Genomic DNA, 19,603 nt, shown 5'->3' with positions numbered 1-19,603 from the left:
CTGAAAATGATGAGCGGGCAGTGTGCCCGCGGGTGATGGATGGCTTAGCGGGAGCGTTTGAGGTCGGCGATCGCCTCTTCGGCCTCCGCAACGGCGGCACGCAGCTCCGCCTCGCGGGCCTTGTAGCCGTCAACCACCGCGTTTCCGAACTCCCGCGCCTTCGAGTCGACGTCCTCGAAGAATCTCTTACCCTCGGGGGTTTTTGCCACCTGGTGTGCGACGACGAAGCCGACGGCGACACCTGCCAGTACGAGAAGAACGCCCTTCATGTGTGCTCCTTGAGTCGAAACGATCAGTGGAAGGCGACGCTTCTGGGCGCTACCCGCACCAAGCTTACTTCGTTCGTGACGCCGACTTGCGGCCAGGCCGGAGCCCTCCGATGGCCGCCCGAACACCTGCAGAGAACCCCGCGATCTTGATGAGCGGTCCACCTACGGTTGCCGCGAAGAGAGCGACAAGGGACGACGCGTTGCCGGTAGCCTCCTCGACGTTGCTCGTGATCGCATCGACCCGCGCGATCTGCTTGTTGGTCTCGCTGATCGTGGTCGTCGCCTCCTCGAGCAGCGGGGTGACATTCGAACTCAACTCGCGAATGGCACTGCTGGTCTCATCAAAAACGCGACCGAGCTTGACAAGTGGGATGGCGAGAAGACCCACGAGGACCGCGAAGATGCCCGCCGCAATCAGTCCAGCAATATCTCCACCGGTCATGAGTACTCCTTAAAGGCCGAAGCGGGCCACCCAGATGGATGACCCGCTCCAGCGTAAAGCGATTGTGCTGCTTAGCGCGCCGCGTAGTACTCAACAACGAGCTGGACGTCACACGTGACGGGGACCTCGGCACGCTTCGGACGGCGCACCAGGCGTGCCTGGAGCTTGTCGAGCTCGACCTCGAGGTAGGCGGGAACCTTGGGCAGCACGTCGGCGTGGCCACCGGCCGCCGCGACCTGGAACGGCTCGAGGCCCTCGCTCTTCTCCTTGACGTGGATGAGCTGACCCGGCTTGACGCGGAAGGACGGGCGGTCGACGAGCTTGCCGTCGACGAGGATGTGGCGGTGCACAACCATCTGGCGAGCCTGGGCGGTGGTGCGAGCGAAGCCGGCGCGGAGCACGAGGGCGTCGAGACGCATTTCGAGCTGCTCGACGAGGTTCTCACCGGTCAGACCGGCGGTCTTGCGGGCCTCGTTGAACTGGATGCGCAGCTGCTTCTCGCGGATGCCGTACTGCTCGCGCAGACGCTGCTTCTCGCGGAGACGAACGGCGTAGTCGCTGTCGGCCTTGCGCTTGGTGCGGCCGTGCTCACCGGGAGCGTAGGGACGCTTCTCGAGGTACTTCGCCGCCTTGGGCGTGAGCGCGATACCGAGAGCGCGGGAGAGACGGACCTTGCGGCGGTCCTGGGACTTCGTGGGCATGCTGGAGCCTTTCACTACATGGCCGCGGCGATCGCGGCTCACGAACGTGCATCGCCACACCGCTCCGGTTCGGCACGCACGTCGGGGCGCTCCGGGAGCAATACGGGGTGGGATGTGTCCGACATCCAGTCGAACCCCGCTACTTTACCAGAGATCGTGCCTACCGCTGGCGATTGGATCAGGTGCCGCGCAAAATCGCTCGGAGACGCTCCAGCCGGGCAGCGATGTCCCTCTCGTTGCCGTGATTCGTCGGGCTGTAGTAGGTCGTGCCCTCGAGTTCGTCTGGCAAATACTGTTGCGTCGCAACGCCGTACTCGGTGTCATGGGCGTAGATGTATCCCTTACCGTGCCCCAGTCGCTTGGCACCCGGGTAGTGCGCGTCCCGGAGGTGGGTCGGTACACGGCCAATACGACCGGCCCGGACATCCGCAATCGCGGCATCGATTCCCAAGTAGGCCGCGTTCGACTTCGGGGCCGTGGCGAGATACACGACAGCTTCGGCCAGCGGAATCCTCCCCTCTGGCATGCCGATGAGTTGCACGGCTTCGGCTGCCGCGGTCGCGATCAGGAGTGCCTGGGGGTCGGCCATACCGATGTCCTCGGCCGCGCTGATGATCACGCGCCTCGCGATGAATCTCGGATCCTCGCCCGCCTCAATCATGCGAGCGAGGTAATGGAGCGCCGCATCGACGTCCGAGCCGCGGATGGACTTGATGAAGGCGCTGATGACGTCGTAGTGCTCATCGCCCTGACGGTCGTACCGCAGGAGCGCTCGATCCACAGCGATCGAGACGGTGTCTTGGGTCACACGAGGGGAGGCCTCCCCCTCGTGCTCCGCCGCGGCGGCTTGAGCAGAGGCTTCGAGTGCGGTGAGCGCTCGGCGAGCATCCCCGGAGGACAGACGGATGATCGCCGCTTTGGCATCGTCATCCAGCTCAATCGCTCCCTTGAGTCCACGCTCGTCCACGAGCGCTCGATCGATGAGAGCACCGAGATCGTTGTCATCGAGGGGTTCGAGGGTCAGAAGAAGTGATCGTGACAAGAGAGGTGAGATCACTGAAAACGACGGATTCTCGGTGGTTGCCGCGACGAGGATCACCCAGCCGTTTTCGACTCCCGGCAGGAGTGCGTCTTGTTGCGCCTTCGTGAACCGATGTATCTCGTCAAGGAAGAGCACCGTCGAGAGCCCGTAGAGATCGCGCGCAGAGAGCGCTTCCTCCATCACCTGGCGAACATCGCGCACACCAGCGGTGACTGCTGACAGCTCGACGAACTTGCGCCCTGAGCTCTGGGCGATCGACTTCGCCAGCGTCGTTTTACCCGTGCCGGGAGGACCCCACAGGATGATCGACACGGCCGATTGGCTTTCGCTCGACCCCGCAGCGAGGGCCACAAGCGGACTTCCCGGTCCGAGCAAGTGGCGCTGTCCGACAACCTCGTCGAGCGACCGCGGACGCATACGGACAGCGAGAGGCGTCGCACCGCCGAACAACCCGCTCCCGGCATCCATCAGGCCATGGTATCCGCGACGAGCGACACGGTTTTGCTCAGTTCGCGGCGGTCGTCGTAAGGTTCACTGGTCCCCCCATGACGCGCAAGGAGCACCGTGGCCCCCAACAAGAGCAGCGCACGCGAAGCACGCGAGGCACGCGAACGACTTCGCCGTTACAACGCACGGCAGGCAGTCCACGAGAATCAACACAAGCGGCGGCGTCGGGACAACATTCTCGCGATCATCGGTGTTGTCGCTGTCGCGGCAGTAGCTGGCGCGCTGCAAATTTTCTACTTCTCCGGCGGCCCCGGCACGCCCACGCCAACTCCATCCGCTTCACCCTCGGCATCGGCAACGGCAACACCCGAGGGACAGAACGTCGGTGACGTGCCTGCCCCCGACTTCGCCGAACAGCGCCCGTACACCGGGAGCATCGTGTTCAACGGGGACATCAGCCTCGGTGTGGAGCTCGACCCGACCGTGGCTCCGCAAGCGGTCTCTTCGCTCCTCAAAGACGCGAACGACGGCTACTACATCGACAAGGCCTGCCACCGTCTCGTGACCAGCGAATCGGCAGGGCTGATCCAGTGTGGAGCTCTCGACGCCAATGGCACGTCGGATCTGACCTACAGCTTCGGCCCGATCGAGAATGCGCCGGCGGACGGGCTCTACCCCGCGGGAACGATCGCGATCGCGCGTGTCGGTGACGACGCGTACAGCAATGGGCACCAGTTCTTCATCGTGGTGCAGGACACCGTGCTCCCGGCCGACTCCGCTGGCGGGTACTCGGTCGTCGGCACCGTCACATCCGGACTTGACGCGCTCATCGCGAGCGTGACGTCGCAAGGCACCGCAGACGGTGCTCCGGATGGCGCCCCCGCCGTCCCCACAACCATCACGGGCTTCACGCTCGAATAGACCGACCGGCCACGGAACCGGTGCCATAGGCTAACTAGGGCCCACCGTATCCGCAGGGCACAGCAGACAGGGTGATCCACGTGACAGACGAAAAGGCTCCATGGGGCCGCGTCGACGAGACCGGCACGGTGTTCGTTCGGGAAGCTGACGGCGAACGTGCCGTCGGCTCCTACCCGGATGGCACTCCCGAAGAAGCGCTCGCATACTTCGAGCGCAAATATGCAGAGCTCGCCGGTCAGGTGACCCTCCTCGAGCAACGTGTTAAACGCGGTGCATCGCCATCGGATGTCGCCAAGGCCGTCTCGACCCTGAGCGCCAGCGTCTCTTCTGCGAATGCAGTCGGGGACCTCCCGTCTCTCCAGCGACGTCTCGAGGCGCTCGGTGGCACTGTGACCGAACTCACCGAGAAGCAGAAGGCAGAAGCGAAAGCAGCTATCGCCGCCGCCCTCGAAGAGCGCGAGAAGCTCGTTGTTGCGGCGGAGAAGCTCGCGGCGCAAGACCCGGCCAAGGCACAGTGGAAGGCGGTCTCGGCCGAGCTCGACGCCCTCTTCGCGGAATGGCAGAAACAGCAGAACGAGGGGCCGCGTCTCCCGAAGGGCGAAGATAGCGACCTCTGGAAGCGATTCCGGGCAGCACGGACGACGATCGAGACACATCGCAAGGCATTCTTCGCCGAACTCGACAGTCAGCACCGAGACGCTCGCAACGCCAAGCAGGCCCTCGTTGACAAAGCCGAAGCGCTCTCCGCACAGGGTGCTGCTGGCATCCCGGCCTACCGTTCGCTGCTCGACGACTGGAAGCGGGCAGGTCGCGCGGGCAAGAAGGTCGATGACGCTCTGTGGGCGAAGTTCAAGGCTGCGGGAGACGTGCTCTTCGCCGCCAAGTCTGAGTTGGACGCTCAGGAGAACGCCGAGTTTGAGGGGAACCTCGCCAAAAAGAAGGAGCTCCTCACCGAAGCGGAGGCGATTCTCGCAATCACCGATCGCAACAAGGCACGGGAAGCACTCATCGCTATCCAGAAGCGTTGGGATGAGATCGGCAAGGTTCCCCGCGACCAGATTCGGGCGGTGGAGGATCGGCTCCGGAAGGTCGAGAACGCCGTGCGCAAGCTAGACGAAGAGCACTGGCAGAAGTCAAACCCCGAACGCCAGCAGCGCGAGGAGGGTTTCCTCGGCCAGTTGAACTCGGCTATCGCCAAGCTCGAGCGTGAGCTCGACGAGGCCAAGGCCAGCGGAGATAAAAAGCGCATTGCCAAGGCAAAGGAAGCTTTGGAAGCTCGCAAGGCCTGGCTCGGAGCTATCTCCTCCTAGGGAAAGTGCGCGAGATCTTCACAGATCTACAGGCCAAAGCGCTCGACTCTCCCGGGGCGACGATGATGTGAGGATGCACGGCATCCTCGGCCCCGATCAGTTCCCTATCGCGGAGTTGTCGGCGATGGCTCTCGACGGCGAACTCGTCGCCATCGACCGCGGCTATGCCCGGTTCGACGAGTTCCCGACACCGAGGCTTCGGGCCGCGGGTATGCTCCTCGATCACGACAAACTCATAGCCGAACGGGGAACGGCGGCCTGGATTTGGGGCGCGCGCTCGTGTCCACCCGTGCCACACGAGTTTTGCACCGCACAGGAGGCTCGGATCGCGCATCGTTCCCAACCGCACGTCATCATTCGGGAGGTTGTGTTGCAGCCCTCTGAGGTTGTGCGAGTGGGCGGTGTCCAGGTGACCACTCCCCTGCGCACGACCGCCGACCTCGCGCGGTTCACCGATCGATGGACACCGCGAGACGAGACGACCGTGATCACGCTCATGCGGGAGTGCAATCTCAGCCTGGAAACCCTGACCGTGGAGCTCTCGCGCCACAAGCTCCCGCACAAGCGGCGAGCGATGGAGAGGGTTCTTCAGGCGTGGAGCGTGCTTAGCCAGAGTTGACGCGATAGACGTCGTACACGGCGTCGATGCGCCGCACGGCGTTCAGAACGCGATCGAGGTGCGTCGTGTCACCCATTTCGAAGACAAATCGGCTCAGCGCCAAGCGCTCACTCGACGTCGATACCGTCGCCGACAGGATGTTGACGTGGTTTTCGGTGAGTACACGAGTGACATCCGACAGCAGTCCGGGGCGATCGAGAGCCTCAATCTGGATCTGAACGAGGAAAACGCTCTTGGAGCTCGGTGCCCACTCCACCTCGATAATTCGCTCAGGTTCGTGCATGAGCGACTCAACGTTGTTGCAATCGGTTCGGTGCACGGAAACCCCGGCGCCTCGCGTGACGAAGCCCACGATGTCGTCACCCGGCACAGGCGTGCAGCATCGAGCGAGTTTGACGAGGATGTCGGGGGCGCCACGAACGAGCACACCGGAGTCGCTGTTCTTCAGCGCACGCGAGCGTGCTTTTGGCACGAATGTCGGATCGTCCTCCGTGTCGTCCTCGCTGACGAGCGCAACGACCTTCTCGATAACGGATTGAGTGGAGACGTGTCCCTCGCCGACTGCGGCGTACAGCGCGGAGACGTCGTCATACCGCAGCTGCGATGCTACTTCGGCGAACGAGTCCTGACTCATGAGCTTCTGCAGTGGGAGATTCTGCTTGCGCATGGCCCGCGCGATGGCATCCTTGCCCTGCTCGATCGCCTCTTCGCGGCGCTCCTTCGTGAACCAAGCCTTGATCTTGTTGCGTGCACGGGTGCTCTTGACGAAGCTCAGCCAATCCTGGCTCGGAGCGGCATCCGGATTCTTGGACGTGAACACCTCGACGGAGTCACCACTCTGGAGAGTGCTCTCCAGAGGCACAAGGCGACCGTTGACCTTCGCGCCCATCGTTCGATGTCCGACTTCGGTGTGAACGGCGTAGGCGAAGTCCACGGGAGTGGCTCCGGCCGGCAGACCGATGACTTTTCCTTGCGGTGTGAAGACGTAGACCTCTTTGGCACCGATCTCGAATCGGAGGCTGTCGAGGAACTCACTCGGGTCGTCCGTCTCCGCCTGCCAGTCGTTGATGTGCGCAAGCCACGCCATGTCGCTGTCCGTAGCGACGGCCGTCCCCGTGTCACCACGTCCGCTATTGACACGATCCTTGTACTTCCAGTGCGCAGCGACACCGAACTCGGCACGCTGGTGCATCTCGTGCGTACGGATCTGGATCTCGACCGCCTTGCCCTGCGGACCGATCACCGTTGTGTGAAGCGACTGGTACAGATTGAACTTTGGTGTCGCGATGTAATCCTTGAAGCGGCCGGGTACCGGCGTCCAGCGAGCGTGGATCGAACCCAGGACGGCATAACAGTCGCGCACGGACCCCACGAGGACTCGAATACCCACGAGGTCGTAGATCTCATCGAACTCGCGCCCGCGGACAATCATCTTCTGGTAAATCGAGTAGTACTGCTTGGGGCGGCCCACAACCGACCCCTTGATCTTCGATGCCTTTAGATCGTCGTTAACGGCGTCGATAACTTGCTGCATGAACTGCTCGCGCTGTGGGGTGCGCTTGCTCACGAGGCTCTCGATCTCGACGTAGAGCTTCGGGTGCAGCACCGCGAACGAGAGGTCCTCGAGCTCGAGTTTGATGGCCTGGATCCCCAGCCTGTGGGCGAGCGGCGCGTAAATCTCGAGGGTTTCCGTGGCCTTACGTGTCGCCGAGGCCTCCTCCACGAAGCCCCAGGTGCGGGCGTTGTGCAGTCTGTCAGCCAGTTTGATCACCAGCACGCGGATGTCCTTCGACATCGCGACTACCATCTTGCGTACGGTTTCCGCCTGTGCACTGTCGCCGTACTTCAGCTTGTCGAGCTTGGTAACCCCGTCGACGAGCATGGCGATCTCGTCGCCGAAGTCAGCCCGCAGCACATCGAGCGTGTAGTCGGTGTCTTCCACCGTGTCGTGAAGCAGGGCCGCCGCAACTGTCTTCGTGCCGATGCCGAGGTCGGCCAGAATCTGGGCGACGGCAACGGGGTGGGTGATGTACGGCTCACCGCTCTTACGCCGCTGACCGCGATGCGCACGCTCGGCTGCGGTGTAGGCGCGTTCGATGATGGCCGTATCTGCACGCGGATGGTGCATCTTCACCGTTTTGATGAGACGATCGACCGCCCCGGCAGGTTGTGCGCGCGAAAAGAGTCTTGGCAGAAGGCTGCGGAATGAGGCGGCGCTCTGAGTCGTCTCCGTCATGCACCCACCTCCTCACGCAATTCTACGCGGCTCGGGAGGTGCATCGATTCCGATCGGACGGGTCGAATCGGCCCTTAGCGAACCGCTCCCGACATCCGCGCCGACGAGGCCTTGCGCTCATCGTTCTTCCTCACGATCGTCTCGCCCTGACGCATCCAGGCGTAGAGCGGAGCCGCGATAAAGATCGTCGAGTAGGTTCCGACGAAGATCCCGATGAAGAGCGAGAGGGCGATGTCGCGCAGGGTGCCTGCACCGAGCAGGACCGATCCGATGAAGAGAATCGACGCGACGGGCAGAAGCGCAACCACCGACGTGTTTATCGAGCGCACCAGCGTCTGGTTGACGGCGAGGTTCACCGACTCGCCGAAGGTCCTGGATGAGCCTTCAGCAGTGTTCTCGCGGATCTTGTCGAACACCACAACGGTGTCATAGAGCGAGTATCCGAGAATAGTAAGGAATCCGATGACCGCGGCGGGGGTCACCTCAAACCCGACGATGCCGTAGACACCCGCGGTGAAAATGAGGTCGTGGATGAGCGCGATGATCGCCGCGGCCGACATCTTCCAGGTGCGGAAGTAGAGCGCCATCGTCGCCGCCGCGAAGAGCAGGAACACACCGAGAGCGGTCAGGGCCGATCGGGTGATGTCAGCACCCCACGTCGCACCGATGAACGAATAGGTGACCTGGTCCTCAGAGACGTCGTACGCGGCCGAAAGCGCGTCACGGATCTCCTGAGACTCCTCGGTCGACACCTGATCGGTCTGAACACGGATCGAGTCGCCACCATTGACGACGGAAACACGAGACGTCGAGCCGGGCACGATTTCTGCCACGGCATCCTGCGCGAGTGTCTGATCGACATCGGCGGGATTGCTGATGGTGAACTCCGAGCCGCCCGTGAACTCGATTCCGAGCACGAAACCACCGCGGAGCACAGTGCCACCCACGGCGATGATGAGCATGATGATCGCGGCCGTGAACCAGATGCGCTTTTTGCCGACAAAGTCGAACGAACGCTTACCGGTGTAGAGGTCGTTTCCGAACTGCGAGAAGCTGGCCATCAGGAATCTTTCCCTTCGCTCGAAGCTGAGGATCCCGCGGCCTCTGCCGCCTTCCGCTCCGCGATCGTCTGTCGGCGAGCCGCTTCCCGGCTGCTCTTGGCGCGCTTGGTCTCCGCAACACCCACGGGCTCGCGGAACTGCGCGCGACCGCGGTAGACGGCGCCAAGCGCCTTCGGGTCGAGCCCGCTGAAGCGATGACCTTCACCAAAGAACCTTGTTCTTCCGAGAAGTTGAAGCACCGGGTGCGTGAAGAGCGAGACGACGATCAGGTCGACGATCGTGGTGAGACCGAGCGTGAGCGCGAACCCGCGAACGTTACCGACCGCGAGGATGAAGAGGATCGCTGCCGCGAGGAAGTTGACGGCATCCGACGCGAGGATCGTGCGGAAAGCGCGCTTCCAGCCGGCCTCGACCGAGGATTCGAGGCTCTTTCCGTCTCGAAGCTCGTCGCGGATTCGTTCGAAGTAGACGATGAAGGAGTCCGCGGTGATACCGATGGCCACGATAAGACCTGCGACACCGGCCAAAGACAATCGGTAGCCCTGTCGCCACGAGAGAATCGCGATCAACAGATAGGTGATGAGCGCGGCGATCAACAGCGAGGCGATGGTGACCGAGCCCAAGGCCCGGTATTGGATCAGTGAATAGACCACAACGAGCGCGAGTCCAATCACACCGGCGATAAGTCCGCTGAGAAGCTGGGACGAACCGAGGGTCGCGGAGATCGTGTCGCGGCTCTGGATCTCGAATCCGATCGGCAGTGCACCGAACTTGAGCTGATCGGCGAGAGTCTTTGCGCTCTCCTGCGTGAACGAACCGGAGATCTGCGGACGGCCGTCCTGGATCACACCCTGCGTGGTCGGCGCCGAAATCACACTGCCGTCGAGCACGATGGCGAAGCGATTGCGCGGGTCGGGCGTGGCCGCATCCGTCGACAGGTAGCTGAAGAGTCGCTTCGTGACCTCGGCGAAGTCCTTCGTGCCTTCTTCGTTGAAGGTGATGAACACACCCCACTGGCCGGTGCTGGCACCCTGCGAGTTAGAGATCTGGCCGCTCGTCGCGTCGGAAATCTGCTCGCCAGTGACCTCAACGGGTCCAAGGATGAACTTCTCGATGCCCGAGGTGTCACACGTCACGAGCGGCTGGTCGGACGGTGCGACGTTGGCCTGGTTCTCCTCGATAGAGGAGCAGTCGAAGTTCTGGAACTCATCGAAGAGTGCTGGCGATACCCAACTCGGGTCGCTCGCGTCGGTGGGCGAAGCGGTGAGCTCCGTCGACAGGGGAACCGGAGTGGGCTCAGGAGTTGCAGTCGACGTGCTGCCATCGGCGCCGACTGCGCTGTTGGCCGCGGCATCCGTGTAAATGACAGGTCGGAACTCGAGCTTCGCGGACGACTCGATCCGTGCGATCGTCTGGTCGTCTGGCACACCCGGGATGGCCACAACGATGTTCTGCCCGCCCTGCGTGCTGATCTCGGCCTCGGAGACACCACTGGCGTCGACACGCTGTCGGATGATGGAGACCGCTTGGTCGAGCTGCTCCGCCGTGACCGTCTGACCGCTCTCGAGCTGCGGGGCCAAAATAATCTGCGTTCCACCTTCGAGGTCGAGCGCGAGCTTCGGAACCCAGGACCCGCCGCCCCACAGGACACCAGCCCCGTTGATGGCGATGAGTCCGACGATGATGACTCCGAGCCAGGTGAGAGAACGCCACGCCTTACGGACGGGAGTTGATCGTGCCACGGGGGTATCTCAGCTTTCTGTGCGTTGCGGACCGCTTCGTCGCGGACCCGCCGTGAAGTGCTGGCCCCGCATTGCGGAGCCAGCAACCTAGGCTAGTGCTACTCGGAGGCCTTCTTTGACCGAGGCTTCTTCTCGGGCTCGATGCGCTCACCGTACGCGGGCTCTTCGGTATCCGCAGCGGCGGCCTCAGCCGCCTCGCGCTCCGCTGCCTCACGGTTGGCAATCTCCATCGCCTCTTCAACCGAGCGCGGTTCACCGGGCTCGCCCTCGGCTTCTTCTACGGCCTTGGCGAGAGTCTGCTTGTGGACGGTAACAAAAACACCGGGGCTCACCTCGAGCACCGCCTCGTTCTTGATGTCGTCAACCGACACGAGGGTCGCGAACAGACCGAAGCTGGTCATGACGCGCACGCCCGGAACCATCTTCAGCGAGAGCTCCTCCGCCTGCTGCTTGCGCTTCCTGCTATTGCGGAACATGAAAAACACGAGCACAGCCAGGATGGCAAGCATTCCGATAGTTAACGGATCCATCAAGGACACCTTCCGGGGTGGGGGTTGTCGGCACTCTGCCGAGCCATGGTTCGCAGTCTACGGCGACGTAGCTGGGCAACCGCCCCAATTATAGGTCATCGTCGAAGAGGCCCGGCTGGGCACCGGATGCCGCGGGTGGTCGCAGCCCGAAGTGCTTCCACGCCTCACGGCTCGCCACTCGGCCTCGAGGTGTGCGCGTGAGCAGCCCGATTCGAACGAGGAACGGCTCGACGACCGACTCGATCGTCTCCGCTTCTTCTCCTACCGAGACCGCGAGGGTGTTCAGGCCCACCGGTCCCCCGTCGAATCTCATGAGCACGGCGTGCATCACGGCCCGGTCCAACCGGTCAAGCCCGAGTGGGTCGACATCGTAAAGCTCGAGCGCGGCCTGGACGGCGGCAACTGAGGCTCCCCCGCCGTGGACGAGTTCATAGTCGCGCACCCGTCGGAGGAGACGATTTGCGATTCGTGGGGTCCCGCGGCTGCGGCGGGCAATCTCTGCTCGCGAATCACCGGACAACTCAAGACCCAGGAGGTCGGCGGCTCGGGCTAATACTCGTTCGAGTTCGGGTTCATCGTAGAACTCCAGGTGTGCGGTGAATCCGAACCTGTCGCGGAGAGGATTAGGGAGGAGGCCAGCCCTCGTGGTGGCTCCGACGAGGGTAAATGGCGCGAGTTCGAGCGGAATCGATGTAGCGCCCGCGCCCTTTCCCACCATGATGTCGATCCGGAAATCCTCCATCGCGAGGTAGAGCATCTCCTCGGCCGAGCGCGCCATGCGGTGGATCTCGTCGATAAAGAGAACTTCACCGGGCACGAGAGACGAGAGGACTGCCGCGAGATCGCCAGCGTGTTGAATCGCCGGACCGCTCGACATTCGCAATGGTTTGCCGCTCTCGAGCGCGACGATGATGGCGAGCGTCGTTTTTCCGAGTCCGGGCGGCCCGGCCAGCAGGATGTGATCGGGTGCCCTGTTTTGCATCGCGGCAGCCTTAAGGAGCAGCTCGAGCTGACCGCGCACCTTCGTCTGGCCGACAAATTCGTCAAGAGATTTCGGTCGTAGCGCCCCCTCGAAGGCGAGTTCCTGGTCCGATTCGGGATCGGGGCTCGAAATTGCGTCGACATCCATGTCAGCTCCGCGGGCCCAGCGAGGCGAGAGCGATGCGCAGGAGCGCCGGCACGCTGTCCTTTTCGGCTGCGGATGCAACGGCGAGAGCATCCTCGACGGCCGACGCTGCAACGCGTTCGGGCCAACCGAGCCCGACAAGCGCAACCGCGACATCGTCGCGAGCCGAGCTCGGCGTGCTCGACACGGGCTCAGTCACGGTGGACGCGACCGCGAGTTTGCCGGCAAGGCTGACGATGATGAGCTTCGCGGTTTTGGGTCCGATTCCGGGCACCTTACGGAACGCGGCGTCGTCCTCGGCGTCGACCGCTGACGCGATCTGCGCAGGCGTCATTGTCGCAAGAACACCGAGAGCGCTCTTCGGCCCTACCCCGGTCACGCCTCGCAGTAGGTCAAAAACGTCGAGTTCGTCCTTCGTCGCGAAACCGAACAGCGAAAGGTCGTCTTCACGGACGATAAGCGCCGTGTGAACGGTAGCCTCCATGCCTACTCGCAAGGCAAGGGCGTTTTGGGGTGTCGTGCTGATCGACAGCCCGACTCCCCCGACATCGATGACAACGGTCGTTCCAGCACTCACGAGGACTGACCCGCGGACCGACGCGATCACGAGCGCACCGCTCTTCTCGACGCGACTTCGGCGTCACGCCACAACCGCTGAGCAGGCGTGAGCGTCGTGTCGCCCATGGCCGGTGCGGCAAGGGATCCGCGCCACGCGTGACACAGAGCGAGCGCGAGGGCATCCGCTGCGTCAGCCGGCTTCGGAGGAGAGTCGAGATGCAACACACGAGCAACCATCGACGCCACCTGACGTTTGTCCGCCGAGCCATAGCCGGTGATGGCCGCCTTGACCTCGCTCGGCGTATGAAGACCAACCGTCAGGCCCCGGGATGCCGCGAGCTGCAATGCCACCCCACTTGCTTGCGCCGTACCCATGACCGTTCTCAGATTGTGTTGAGCGAACACACGCTCAACGGCCACGGCGTGCGGGGCGAACTCCTCGAGGACCTCACTGATGCCCTCGGAGATCGCCAGCAGTCGCCGCTCTAGTGCGAGTTCGGGGGGTGTGCGCACCACTCCAACGAACACCAAGGACGCTGTGCGATCGGGCGCCACGTCGACCACTCCGACGCCACATCGCGTGAGCCCGGGATCGATACCGAGGACTCTGAGCGCCATGCTCCTAGTCTTGATCGAGTTCGGTCTGAACCTCGGGCGACACGGCGAAGTTCGAATAAATGTTCTGAACGTCGTCGGAGTCCTCGAGCGCGTCGATGAGACGGAACACCTTCCGTGCCGTCTCGGCATCGACGTCGATACTGAGACCGGGCACAAACTCGGAATCGGCCGAGTCGTAATCGATTCCCGCGTTCTGCAGCGCGGTCCGGGCCTCAACGAGTTGAGACGGGTCGGTGATGACCTCGAATCCGCCACCCTGGTCCTTGACCTCCTCTGCGCCGGCCTCGAGCACGGCTTCGAGTATGTCGTCCTCGGTCACTCCATCGGTCTTGGTGATCGAGATGACGCCCTTGCGGTGGAAGTTGTACGCGACACTGCCCGGATCGGCGAGTGTGCCACCGTTGCGTGTCATAGCGGTGCGAACGTCGGCGGCAGCGCGGTTCTTGTTGTCGGTGAGGCACTCGATGAGAAGGGCCACACCGTTCGGGCCATAGCCTTCGTACATGATCGTCTGATAATCGACGCTCTCACCGGTCAGGCCGGCACCGCGCTTGATCGCGCGGTCGATGTTGTCGTTTGGCACGGAAGTCTTTTTTGCCTTCTGTACCGCGTCAACGAGAGTGGGATTGCCCGAGAGGTCGGCTCCGCCGATCTTCGCCGCGACTTCGATGTTCTTGATGAGTTTGGCGAACGACTTGGCACGACGCTGATCGATGATCGCCTTCTTGTGCTTGGTCGTCGCCCACTTGGAGTGGCCTGACATGCCGACCAGTCTACTGAGATCGAACACGCGGGACCCTGCCGTACGATCGGCGGGTGGCCTCGCGCTGGTTCAGAATCTCATTCGCTCGTAACGCCTTCCTCCGGACCCTCGAGTCAGACGGGCGTTCGCTGGAGAGCATTACCGTCGCTCAGGGTGTGCACGCCATGGCCGGGTTCTTCAGGGACTTCCGCCCTCAACATTCCGAACTCGATGAGCTTGTGTGTTCGTGGGGACCCAACGCAGATCTCTGGGAGTTTTCGGTCGCACGGCGGATGCGTCGGCACGGGCATCCCGAGTCCGTTCTTGAACTCGCGTTCGGGTTTGCGAATTCCGAGAATAGGACCAGCAGCGGTACCGCGGCGGTGACCACCGAGCGTGAGGTGCGGGAGCTCGATGGGTACGCGTCCACGCGCGGAGCGCGTCCGAAATATCGCAGGCTCGACCAGCTATAGCTTCGTTGTCGGGACGACTTGCCCATCGGTCAATCGGATGCCGGACGCCTCCAGTTCGATGGCGGCAAGCTTGCGCATCACGGCTTCGTCCCCGCGCCGCCAGGCGGACATCGCGTCGGCATCGACAGTTGCGATCACCGATAGCCTCTGTGTCGCAAGAGCACGGAGGGCAAGAAGGTCAATTCCTCCGCTCGATGCGGCAATGGCGCCAACCCGGCCAGCGCGCCGCACAAATCGGGCGCGAGGGATGAGCCACAGCAGCAAAATCGTCACGATCGGCAGCACGGCGATACCCACACCCAGAGTGGTCGCCAAGAGTGCGACGGTCTCCTGCTGACTCTGGCCGGCCGCCTCGAGCGTTTCACCAGCACCGGAAGCGCCGTCAAAAGGCACCCGGATGCCCGGACCGATAAGCGGGATCGACCCCAGGTTCTCCCCCACCTCCGTCATGGTGTCCCGAAAACCCGCGCCCGCGTTCTCGACGTCCCGCCCCCACTGTGCAAGTTGGGCGACGAGTCCGTAGACGGTGACGCCGAGCCACACCCACGCTGCGATGAGCGCGAGGGCCGTGACATCCGCGAGGACCTGGCGCGTTCTGCGGGGAGCGAAGTCCGAGTACAGTTTCATACCCACATAATCGCCTACGGGCGTCGCGTGTGAGTCAGGCAGCGATGATGCGGTCGAGGAAGTAGCGATGGAATCGGACGTCACCGGTGATCTCGGGGTGGAACGCTGTCCCGAGTAGTGGGCCCTGCTGCACAGCGACGACCCTGCCGTCATCGAGCGCCGACAGCACGTCGACGCTGGGGCCCGTCGACTCCACGATCGGTGCGCGAATGAACACCGCGTGCACGGGCGGTTCGCCGAGAGCGGGGATATCGAGATCGGTTTCGAACGAGTCGACTTGCGAACCGAAAGCGTTGCGGCGCACAACGACATCGAGGCCGCCCAAGGTCTGTTGACCCTCGATAGCGTCGACAACGGTGTTCGACAGCATGATCAGTCCAGCGCACGTGCCGTACACGGGAAGCCCGGCGGAGATTGCATCGACGAGCGGCTCCGCGAGGTCAAACTGACGGCTCAGTTTGTCCATGACCGTCGACTCGCCGCCCGGGATGACGAGTCCGTCGACCTGAGCGAGTTCACTCGGGCGGCGCACGGGTACGGTCCTTGCGCCAAGTTCGGCGAGCACGGCGAGGTGCTCGCGATAATCGCCTTGAAGGGCGAGCACCCCTACTGTCGGTTTACCAGCCACGCTCGGCGAGCCGGTGCGGTGCGGGGAGATCTGCGACGTTGATGCCCACCATCGCCTCGCCGAGGCCACGGGACGCATCAGCGATCACCGATGGGTCGTCGTGGAAGGTCGTCGCCTTGACAATCGCCGCGGCACGTTTGGCGGGGTCGCCAGACTTGAAGATGCCGGAGCCGACGAAGACGCCGTCTGCGCCGAGCTGCATCATGAGCGCAGCATCCGCCGGCGTCGCTACACCTCCCGCGGTGAAGAGAACCACCGGAAGTTTGCCCGTCTCGGCGACCTCTCGCACGAGTTCGTAAGGCGCCTGAAGTTCTTTGGCCGCGACGTAGAGTTCGTCCTTCGTCTTCGACCGCAGAGCGTTGATCTCGCCCGTGATCGTGCGGATGTGCTTGGTCGCTTCGGAGACGTCACCCGTGCCGGCCTCACCCTTGGAACGGATCATCGCCGCTCCCTCGGTGATGCGACGCAGAGCCTCGCCCAGGTTCGTGGCCCCGCACACGAAGGGAACATCGAACTGCCACTTGTCGATGTGGTTCACATAGTCCGCGGGCGAGAGCACTTCTGACTCGTCGATGTAGTCGACCTTGAGTGCCTCGAGGACCTGAGCCTCGACGAAGTGGCCGATACGGGCCTTCGCCATGACGGGGATCGAGACCGACGCGATGATCTGATCGATGAGGTCGGGGTCGCTCATGCGCGCCACGCCTCCCTGGGAGCGGATGTCGGCGGGCACACGCTCAAGAGCCATGACGGCCACAGCACCGGCATCCTCGGCGATCTTCGCCTGGTCGGCGGTGACGACGTCCATGATGACGCCGCCCTTGAGCATCTCCGCGAGACCACGCTTGACGCGCGTAGTACCGAAACCGTCAGTGTTGTTGCTGTGTGAGCTCATGATCCTTAAATTCTACGTCTGGTGGTGGAGAGACTCGACGACGGAGTCAGTTCTGTGGCCACGCCGCCGCGATCTCGGCACGGACTTCGCCGAGAAGGCGAGGCACCGCCTTCGTCCCCGCCACGATGGGGAAGAAGTTCGAGTCGAGCGCCCATCGGGGCACGATGTGCTGGTGGAGGTGCTCAGCAACACCCGCACCCGCGATCCGACCCTGATTCATGCCGATGTTGAAGCCGTGGCATCCCGAGGTCTCTGTCAGCACGCGCATGGCCGTCTGAGTGAGGCTACCGATCTCCGCCACCTCGTCAGCAGTCGCCTCGTCATACGTCGCAACATGGCGGTACGGACACACGAGGAGATGACCGCTGTTGTAGGGGTAGAGATTGAGGAGCACAAACGCGTGCTCGCCCCGGTGAACGATGAGGGCCTTTTCGTCGCTCAGCGTCGGGGCGACACAGAACGGGCACCCCTCCGCCCCCGGTTCCTGTTCCGAATTCGCCTTGATGTAAGCGATGCGATAGGGAGTCCACAGTCGCTGGAAAGCATCAGGAACGGCCGCAAAATCCGATGCGGGCTCGGCCTCACCGAGATCCGTTCCGTCGTAGTCCCGCACTAGACCTGGGCCTTGGTCGCTATCGAGTCGAGGATGCGTGCGACCGCATCGTCCACGGGAATGCCATTCTCCTGCGAACCGTCGCGGAACCGGAAGCTCACGGATCCATTGGCCGAATCCTCGGCTCCCGCGATCAGCAGATAGGGGATCTTCTGCAGTGTGTGGGTGCGGATCTTCTTCTGCATGCGGTCACTGGAGGTGTCGAGCTCTGCCCGCACCCCGGCATCCTTCAGGCGACGGATGATGTCGCTCAGGTACTCCTCGTGCTCCTCCGAGACGGGGATACCCACAACCTGCACCGGTGCGAGCCACACCGGGAAGGCGCCGGCATAGTGCTCCAGCAGAATCGCGAAAAACCGCTCGATGGAACCGAGCAGCGCGCGGTGAATCATGATGGGCTGCTGACGCGTTCCGTCCGCCGCCGTGTACTCCAGCTCGAAGAGTTCTGGCTGGTTGAAGTCCAGCTGCACCGTCGAAAGCTGCCAGGTGCGCCCAATCGCGTCGCGAGCCTGCACCGAGATCTTCGGCCCGTAGAAGGCCGCACCGCCCGGGTCCGCCACGAGTTCGAGTCCGGAGTCGACCGCCACCTCGCGAAGGGTCTCGGTCGCGACCTCCCACTGCTCATCGGTGCCGACGGACTTGTCGGGGTCGCGAGTCGACAATTCGAGGTAGAAGTCGGTGAGCCCATAACCGCGGAGGGTCTCGAACACGAAATCGAGCTGACGCGCGATCTCGTCCTTCACCTGATCCTCGGTGACGTAGATGTGCGCGTCGTCCTGAGTGAGACCGCGAACACGTGTGAGCCCCTGGAGCGTTCCGCTCTTCTCGTAGCGGTACACGGTTCCGAATTCGGCAAGTCGAAGCGGCAGCTCGCGGTAGCTTCGTCCGCGCGCGCGGAAGATCAGATTGTGCATCGGGCAGTTCATGGGCTTGAGGTAATAGTCCTGACCCTGACGCGTGACGTTGCCTTCGGCATCCGTCTCCTCGTCCAAATGCATGGGCGGGAACATTCCCTCGCGATACCAGTTGAGGTGCTGGCTCGTCTCGAAGAGGTGCTTTTTGGTGATGTGCGGTGTGTTGACGAGCTCGTAGTCGTGGGAGCGAAGACGCTCGCGCATGTAGTTTTCGATTTCTGCGCGAATGATTCCACCCTTGGGGTGGAAGACCGCGAGGCCTGAACCGATCTCCTCGGGGAACGAGAACAGATCGAGCTCGGCACCCAACTTGCGGTGGTCGCGCTTCGCCGCTTCGGCCTGTCGCTCCTGGTACGCACGCAGCTCGTCCTTCGTGGGCCAGGCCGTTCCGTAAATACGCTGCAGCTGCTTGTTCTTCTCAGAGCCACGCCAATAGGCGGCGGCATTACGTACGAGCGCCCAACCGTTGCCGATCATGCGCGTATTCGGAAGGTGCGGGCCGCGGCACAGGTCCTTCCAGAAGACCTCTCCGGTTTTGCCGTCGACGTTGTCGTAGATCGTGAGCTCGCCGCCGCCGATCTCGACTGACTCGCCGTCCTCGAATTGCGCAGTGCCGGATGCTGCTCCCTTGAGACCGATGAGCTCGAGTTTGTAGGGCTCGTCCGCCAACTCTTGTCGCGCTTCGTCTTCGGTCACCACACGACGCTGAAAGCGCTGGCCCTGACGGACGATGCGGGACATCTCTTTGTCGATCGCCTTGAGGTCCTCAGGGGTGAAGGGCTCCTCGACGTCGAAGTCGTAGTAGAAGCCGTCCTCGACGGGCGGGCCGATGCCGAGCTTCGCCTCGGGGTTGATGGACTGCACCGCTTGAGCCATGACGTGGGCAGCAGAGTGGCGAAGGATGTTGAGACCATCGGGCGAATCGATGGTGACGGGTTCGACCGTGTCGGAGTCTGCGGTTGTCGCCGCGAGGTCCTTCAGTTCGCCGTTGACGCGCATAGCGACAACGGAGCGGTCGGTGAAGAGGTCGAATCCGGTCTTACTCACGCAACAACTTTAGTAGCGCGCGGCACACCCTTCGTCACGCGG

Annotated in this window: 20 protein-coding genes; 3 read left to right on the top strand and 17 right to left on the bottom strand. The window is 63.1% G+C overall.

Translation table 11 applies throughout. The features are described 5' to 3' along the window. Positions 1–44: 44 nt before the first annotated feature. The 4 genes from LH407_RS00100 to LH407_RS00085 all read right to left on the bottom strand — a co-directional run bounded on the left by LH407_RS00100 (position 45) and on the right by LH407_RS00085 (position 2,922). A complete protein-coding gene (locus LH407_RS00100; RefSeq protein ID WP_322133319.1) occupies positions 45–269 on the bottom strand; it encodes a hypothetical protein in 225 nt (74 codons plus the stop codon). 64 nt (positions 270–333) lie between these two features. Next, positions 334–711, bottom strand: a complete 378-nt coding sequence (locus LH407_RS00095; RefSeq protein WP_322133320.1) for a DUF948 domain-containing protein — start codon at positions 709–711, stop codon at positions 334–336. A 71-nt stretch (positions 712–782) separates the two neighbouring features. Further along, positions 783–1,412 (bottom strand): 30S ribosomal protein S4, encoded by a 630-nt coding sequence (gene rpsD, locus LH407_RS00090; protein WP_322133321.1) that lies wholly within the window; start codon positions 1,410–1,412, stop codon positions 783–785. Between the two features lie 178 nt (positions 1,413–1,590). Then, the gene (locus LH407_RS00085) at positions 1,591–2,922 is read right to left on the bottom strand and encodes a replication-associated recombination protein A (protein ID WP_322133322.1); all 1,332 of its coding nucleotides are present in this window, start codon (positions 2,920–2,922) and stop codon (positions 1,591–1,593) included. A gap of 96 nt (positions 2,923–3,018) precedes the next feature. Here LH407_RS00085 and LH407_RS00080 point away from each other — a divergent pair, with 96 nt between their 5' ends. From LH407_RS00080 to LH407_RS00070, 3 genes are all read left to right on the top strand, one after another. Beyond that, entirely contained in the window at positions 3,019–3,822 is an 804-nt protein-coding gene (locus LH407_RS00080) for a peptidylprolyl isomerase (RefSeq protein ID WP_322133323.1), read from the top strand. Positions 3,823–3,902: 80 nt separating this feature from the next. Next, the gene (locus tag LH407_RS00075) at positions 3,903–5,132 is read left to right on the top strand and encodes a DUF349 domain-containing protein (RefSeq protein WP_322133324.1); all 1,230 of its coding nucleotides are present in this window, start codon (positions 3,903–3,905) and stop codon (positions 5,130–5,132) included. A gap of 73 nt (positions 5,133–5,205) precedes the next feature. Beyond that, entirely contained in the window at positions 5,206–5,751 is a 546-nt protein-coding gene (locus tag LH407_RS00070) for a hypothetical protein (protein ID WP_322133325.1), read from the top strand. On the opposite strand, the gene LH407_RS00065 is transcribed toward LH407_RS00070, so the two are convergent. The 13 genes from LH407_RS00065 to thrS form a co-directional block, all read right to left on the bottom strand. Continuing rightward, positions 5,738–7,987, bottom strand: coding sequence for a RelA/SpoT family protein (locus LH407_RS00065; RefSeq protein ID WP_322133326.1), 2,250 nt, complete (start codon positions 7,985–7,987; stop codon positions 5,738–5,740). The genes LH407_RS00070 and LH407_RS00065 overlap by 14 nt on opposite strands. Positions 7,988–8,061: 74 nt before the next feature. Beyond that, on the bottom strand, positions 8,062–9,048 hold the full coding sequence (gene secF, locus LH407_RS00060) for a protein translocase subunit SecF (RefSeq protein WP_322133327.1): 987 nt from the start codon (positions 9,046–9,048) through the stop codon (positions 8,062–8,064). Then, positions 9,048–10,790 (bottom strand): protein translocase subunit SecD, encoded by a 1,743-nt coding sequence (gene secD / locus LH407_RS00055; protein ID WP_322133328.1) that lies wholly within the window; start codon positions 10,788–10,790, stop codon positions 9,048–9,050. Before secD ends, secF begins: the two co-directional genes overlap by 1 nt. Before the next feature lie 98 nt (positions 10,791–10,888). Continuing rightward, positions 10,889–11,320 carry a preprotein translocase subunit YajC gene (locus LH407_RS00050; RefSeq protein ID WP_322133329.1) on the bottom strand — a complete coding sequence of 144 codons (432 nt, stop codon included), beginning with the start codon at positions 11,318–11,320 and terminating at the stop codon, positions 10,889–10,891. An 88-nt stretch (positions 11,321–11,408) separates the two neighbouring features. Next, positions 11,409–12,449: a Holliday junction branch migration DNA helicase RuvB gene (gene ruvB / locus LH407_RS00045; RefSeq protein WP_322133330.1), complete on the bottom strand. Its 1,041-nt coding sequence runs from the start codon at positions 12,447–12,449 to the stop codon at positions 11,409–11,411. 1 nt (position 12,450) lies between these two features. Next, positions 12,451–13,053, bottom strand: coding sequence for a Holliday junction branch migration protein RuvA (gene ruvA / locus LH407_RS00040; protein WP_322133331.1), 603 nt, complete (start codon positions 13,051–13,053; stop codon positions 12,451–12,453). Further along, complete coding sequence (ruvC, locus tag LH407_RS00035; protein ID WP_322133332.1) at positions 13,050–13,622, bottom strand: crossover junction endodeoxyribonuclease RuvC; 573 nt, start codon at positions 13,620–13,622, stop codon at positions 13,050–13,052. Before ruvC ends, ruvA begins: the two co-directional genes overlap by 4 nt. Positions 13,623–13,626: 4 nt before the next feature. Further along, complete coding sequence (locus LH407_RS00030) at positions 13,627–14,385, bottom strand: YebC/PmpR family DNA-binding transcriptional regulator (protein ID WP_322133333.1); 759 nt, start codon at positions 14,383–14,385, stop codon at positions 13,627–13,629. A 446-nt stretch (positions 14,386–14,831) separates the two neighbouring features. Next, entirely contained in the window at positions 14,832–15,464 is a 633-nt protein-coding gene (locus LH407_RS00025; protein WP_322133334.1) for a hypothetical protein, read from the bottom strand. Positions 15,465–15,498: 34 nt separating this feature from the next. Continuing rightward, entirely contained in the window at positions 15,499–16,092 is a 594-nt protein-coding gene (gene pdxT / locus LH407_RS00020; RefSeq protein WP_322133335.1) for a pyridoxal 5'-phosphate synthase glutaminase subunit PdxT, read from the bottom strand. Next, on the bottom strand, positions 16,082–16,987 hold the full coding sequence (gene pdxS, locus LH407_RS00015) for a pyridoxal 5'-phosphate synthase lyase subunit PdxS (RefSeq protein WP_322133336.1): 906 nt from the start codon (positions 16,985–16,987) through the stop codon (positions 16,082–16,084). The genes pdxT and pdxS overlap by 11 nt, the downstream gene beginning before the upstream one ends. A gap of 46 nt (positions 16,988–17,033) precedes the next feature. Continuing rightward, entirely contained in the window at positions 17,034–17,600 is a 567-nt protein-coding gene (locus LH407_RS00010) for an HIT family protein (RefSeq protein WP_322133337.1), read from the bottom strand. After that, positions 17,600–19,513 (bottom strand): threonine--tRNA ligase, encoded by a 1,914-nt coding sequence (gene thrS / locus LH407_RS00005; protein WP_322134927.1) that lies wholly within the window; start codon positions 19,511–19,513, stop codon positions 17,600–17,602. The genes LH407_RS00010 and thrS overlap by 1 nt, the downstream gene beginning before the upstream one ends. Positions 19,514–19,603 lie beyond the last annotated feature (90 nt).

This window comes from Antiquaquibacter oligotrophicus (genome assembly GCF_020535405.1).
Classification (GTDB): Bacteria; Actinomycetota; Actinomycetes; order Actinomycetales; family Microbacteriaceae; genus Rhodoglobus; species Rhodoglobus oligotrophicus.
The sequence above is the reverse complement of the archived record's forward strand: the minus strand, read 5'-3'. Positions and strand labels throughout refer to the sequence as shown.

Excerpts from the sequence above, each read along its gene's own strand:
- LH407_RS00100 (WP_322133319.1), bottom strand. The coding sequence starts at position 269 with ATGAAGGGCGTTCTTCTCGTACTGGCAGGTGTCGCCGTCGGCTTCGTC.
- rpsD (WP_322133321.1), bottom strand. The coding sequence starts at position 1,412 with ATGCCCACGAAGTCCCAGGACCGCCGCAAGGTCCGTCTCTCCCGCGCT.
- LH407_RS00065 (WP_322133326.1), bottom strand. The coding sequence starts at position 7,987 with ATGACGGAGACGACTCAGAGCGCCGCCTCATTCCGCAGCCTTCTGCCA.
- ruvC (WP_322133332.1), bottom strand. The coding sequence starts at position 13,622 with ATGGCGCTCAGAGTCCTCGGTATCGATCCCGGGCTCACGCGATGTGGC.
- secF (WP_322133327.1), bottom strand. The coding sequence starts at position 9,048 with ATGGCCAGCTTCTCGCAGTTCGGAAACGACCTCTACACCGGTAAGCGT.
- ruvB (WP_322133330.1), bottom strand. The coding sequence starts at position 12,449 with ATGGATGTCGACGCAATTTCGAGCCCCGATCCCGAATCGGACCAGGAA.
- LH407_RS00030 (WP_322133333.1), bottom strand. The coding sequence starts at position 14,385 with ATGTCAGGCCACTCCAAGTGGGCGACGACCAAGCACAAGAAGGCGATC.
- LH407_RS00025 (WP_322133334.1), bottom strand. The coding sequence starts at position 15,464 with ATGAAACTGTACTCGGACTTCGCTCCCCGCAGAACGCGCCAGGTCCTC.
- LH407_RS00050 (WP_322133329.1), bottom strand. The coding sequence starts at position 11,320 with ATGGATCCGTTAACTATCGGAATGCTTGCCATCCTGGCTGTGCTCGTG.
- LH407_RS00095 (WP_322133320.1), bottom strand. The coding sequence starts at position 711 with ATGACCGGTGGAGATATTGCTGGACTGATTGCGGCGGGCATCTTCGCG.
- LH407_RS00070 (WP_322133325.1), top strand. The coding sequence starts at position 5,206 with ATGCACGGCATCCTCGGCCCCGATCAGTTCCCTATCGCGGAGTTGTCG.
- LH407_RS00085 (WP_322133322.1), bottom strand. The coding sequence starts at position 2,922 with ATGGATGCCGGGAGCGGGTTGTTCGGCGGTGCGACGCCTCTCGCTGTC.
- thrS (WP_322134927.1), bottom strand. The coding sequence starts at position 19,513 with ATGCGCGTCAACGGCGAACTGAAGGACCTCGCGGCGACAACCGCAGAC.
- pdxS (WP_322133336.1), bottom strand. The coding sequence starts at position 16,987 with ATGAGCTCACACAGCAACAACACTGACGGTTTCGGTACTACGCGCGTC.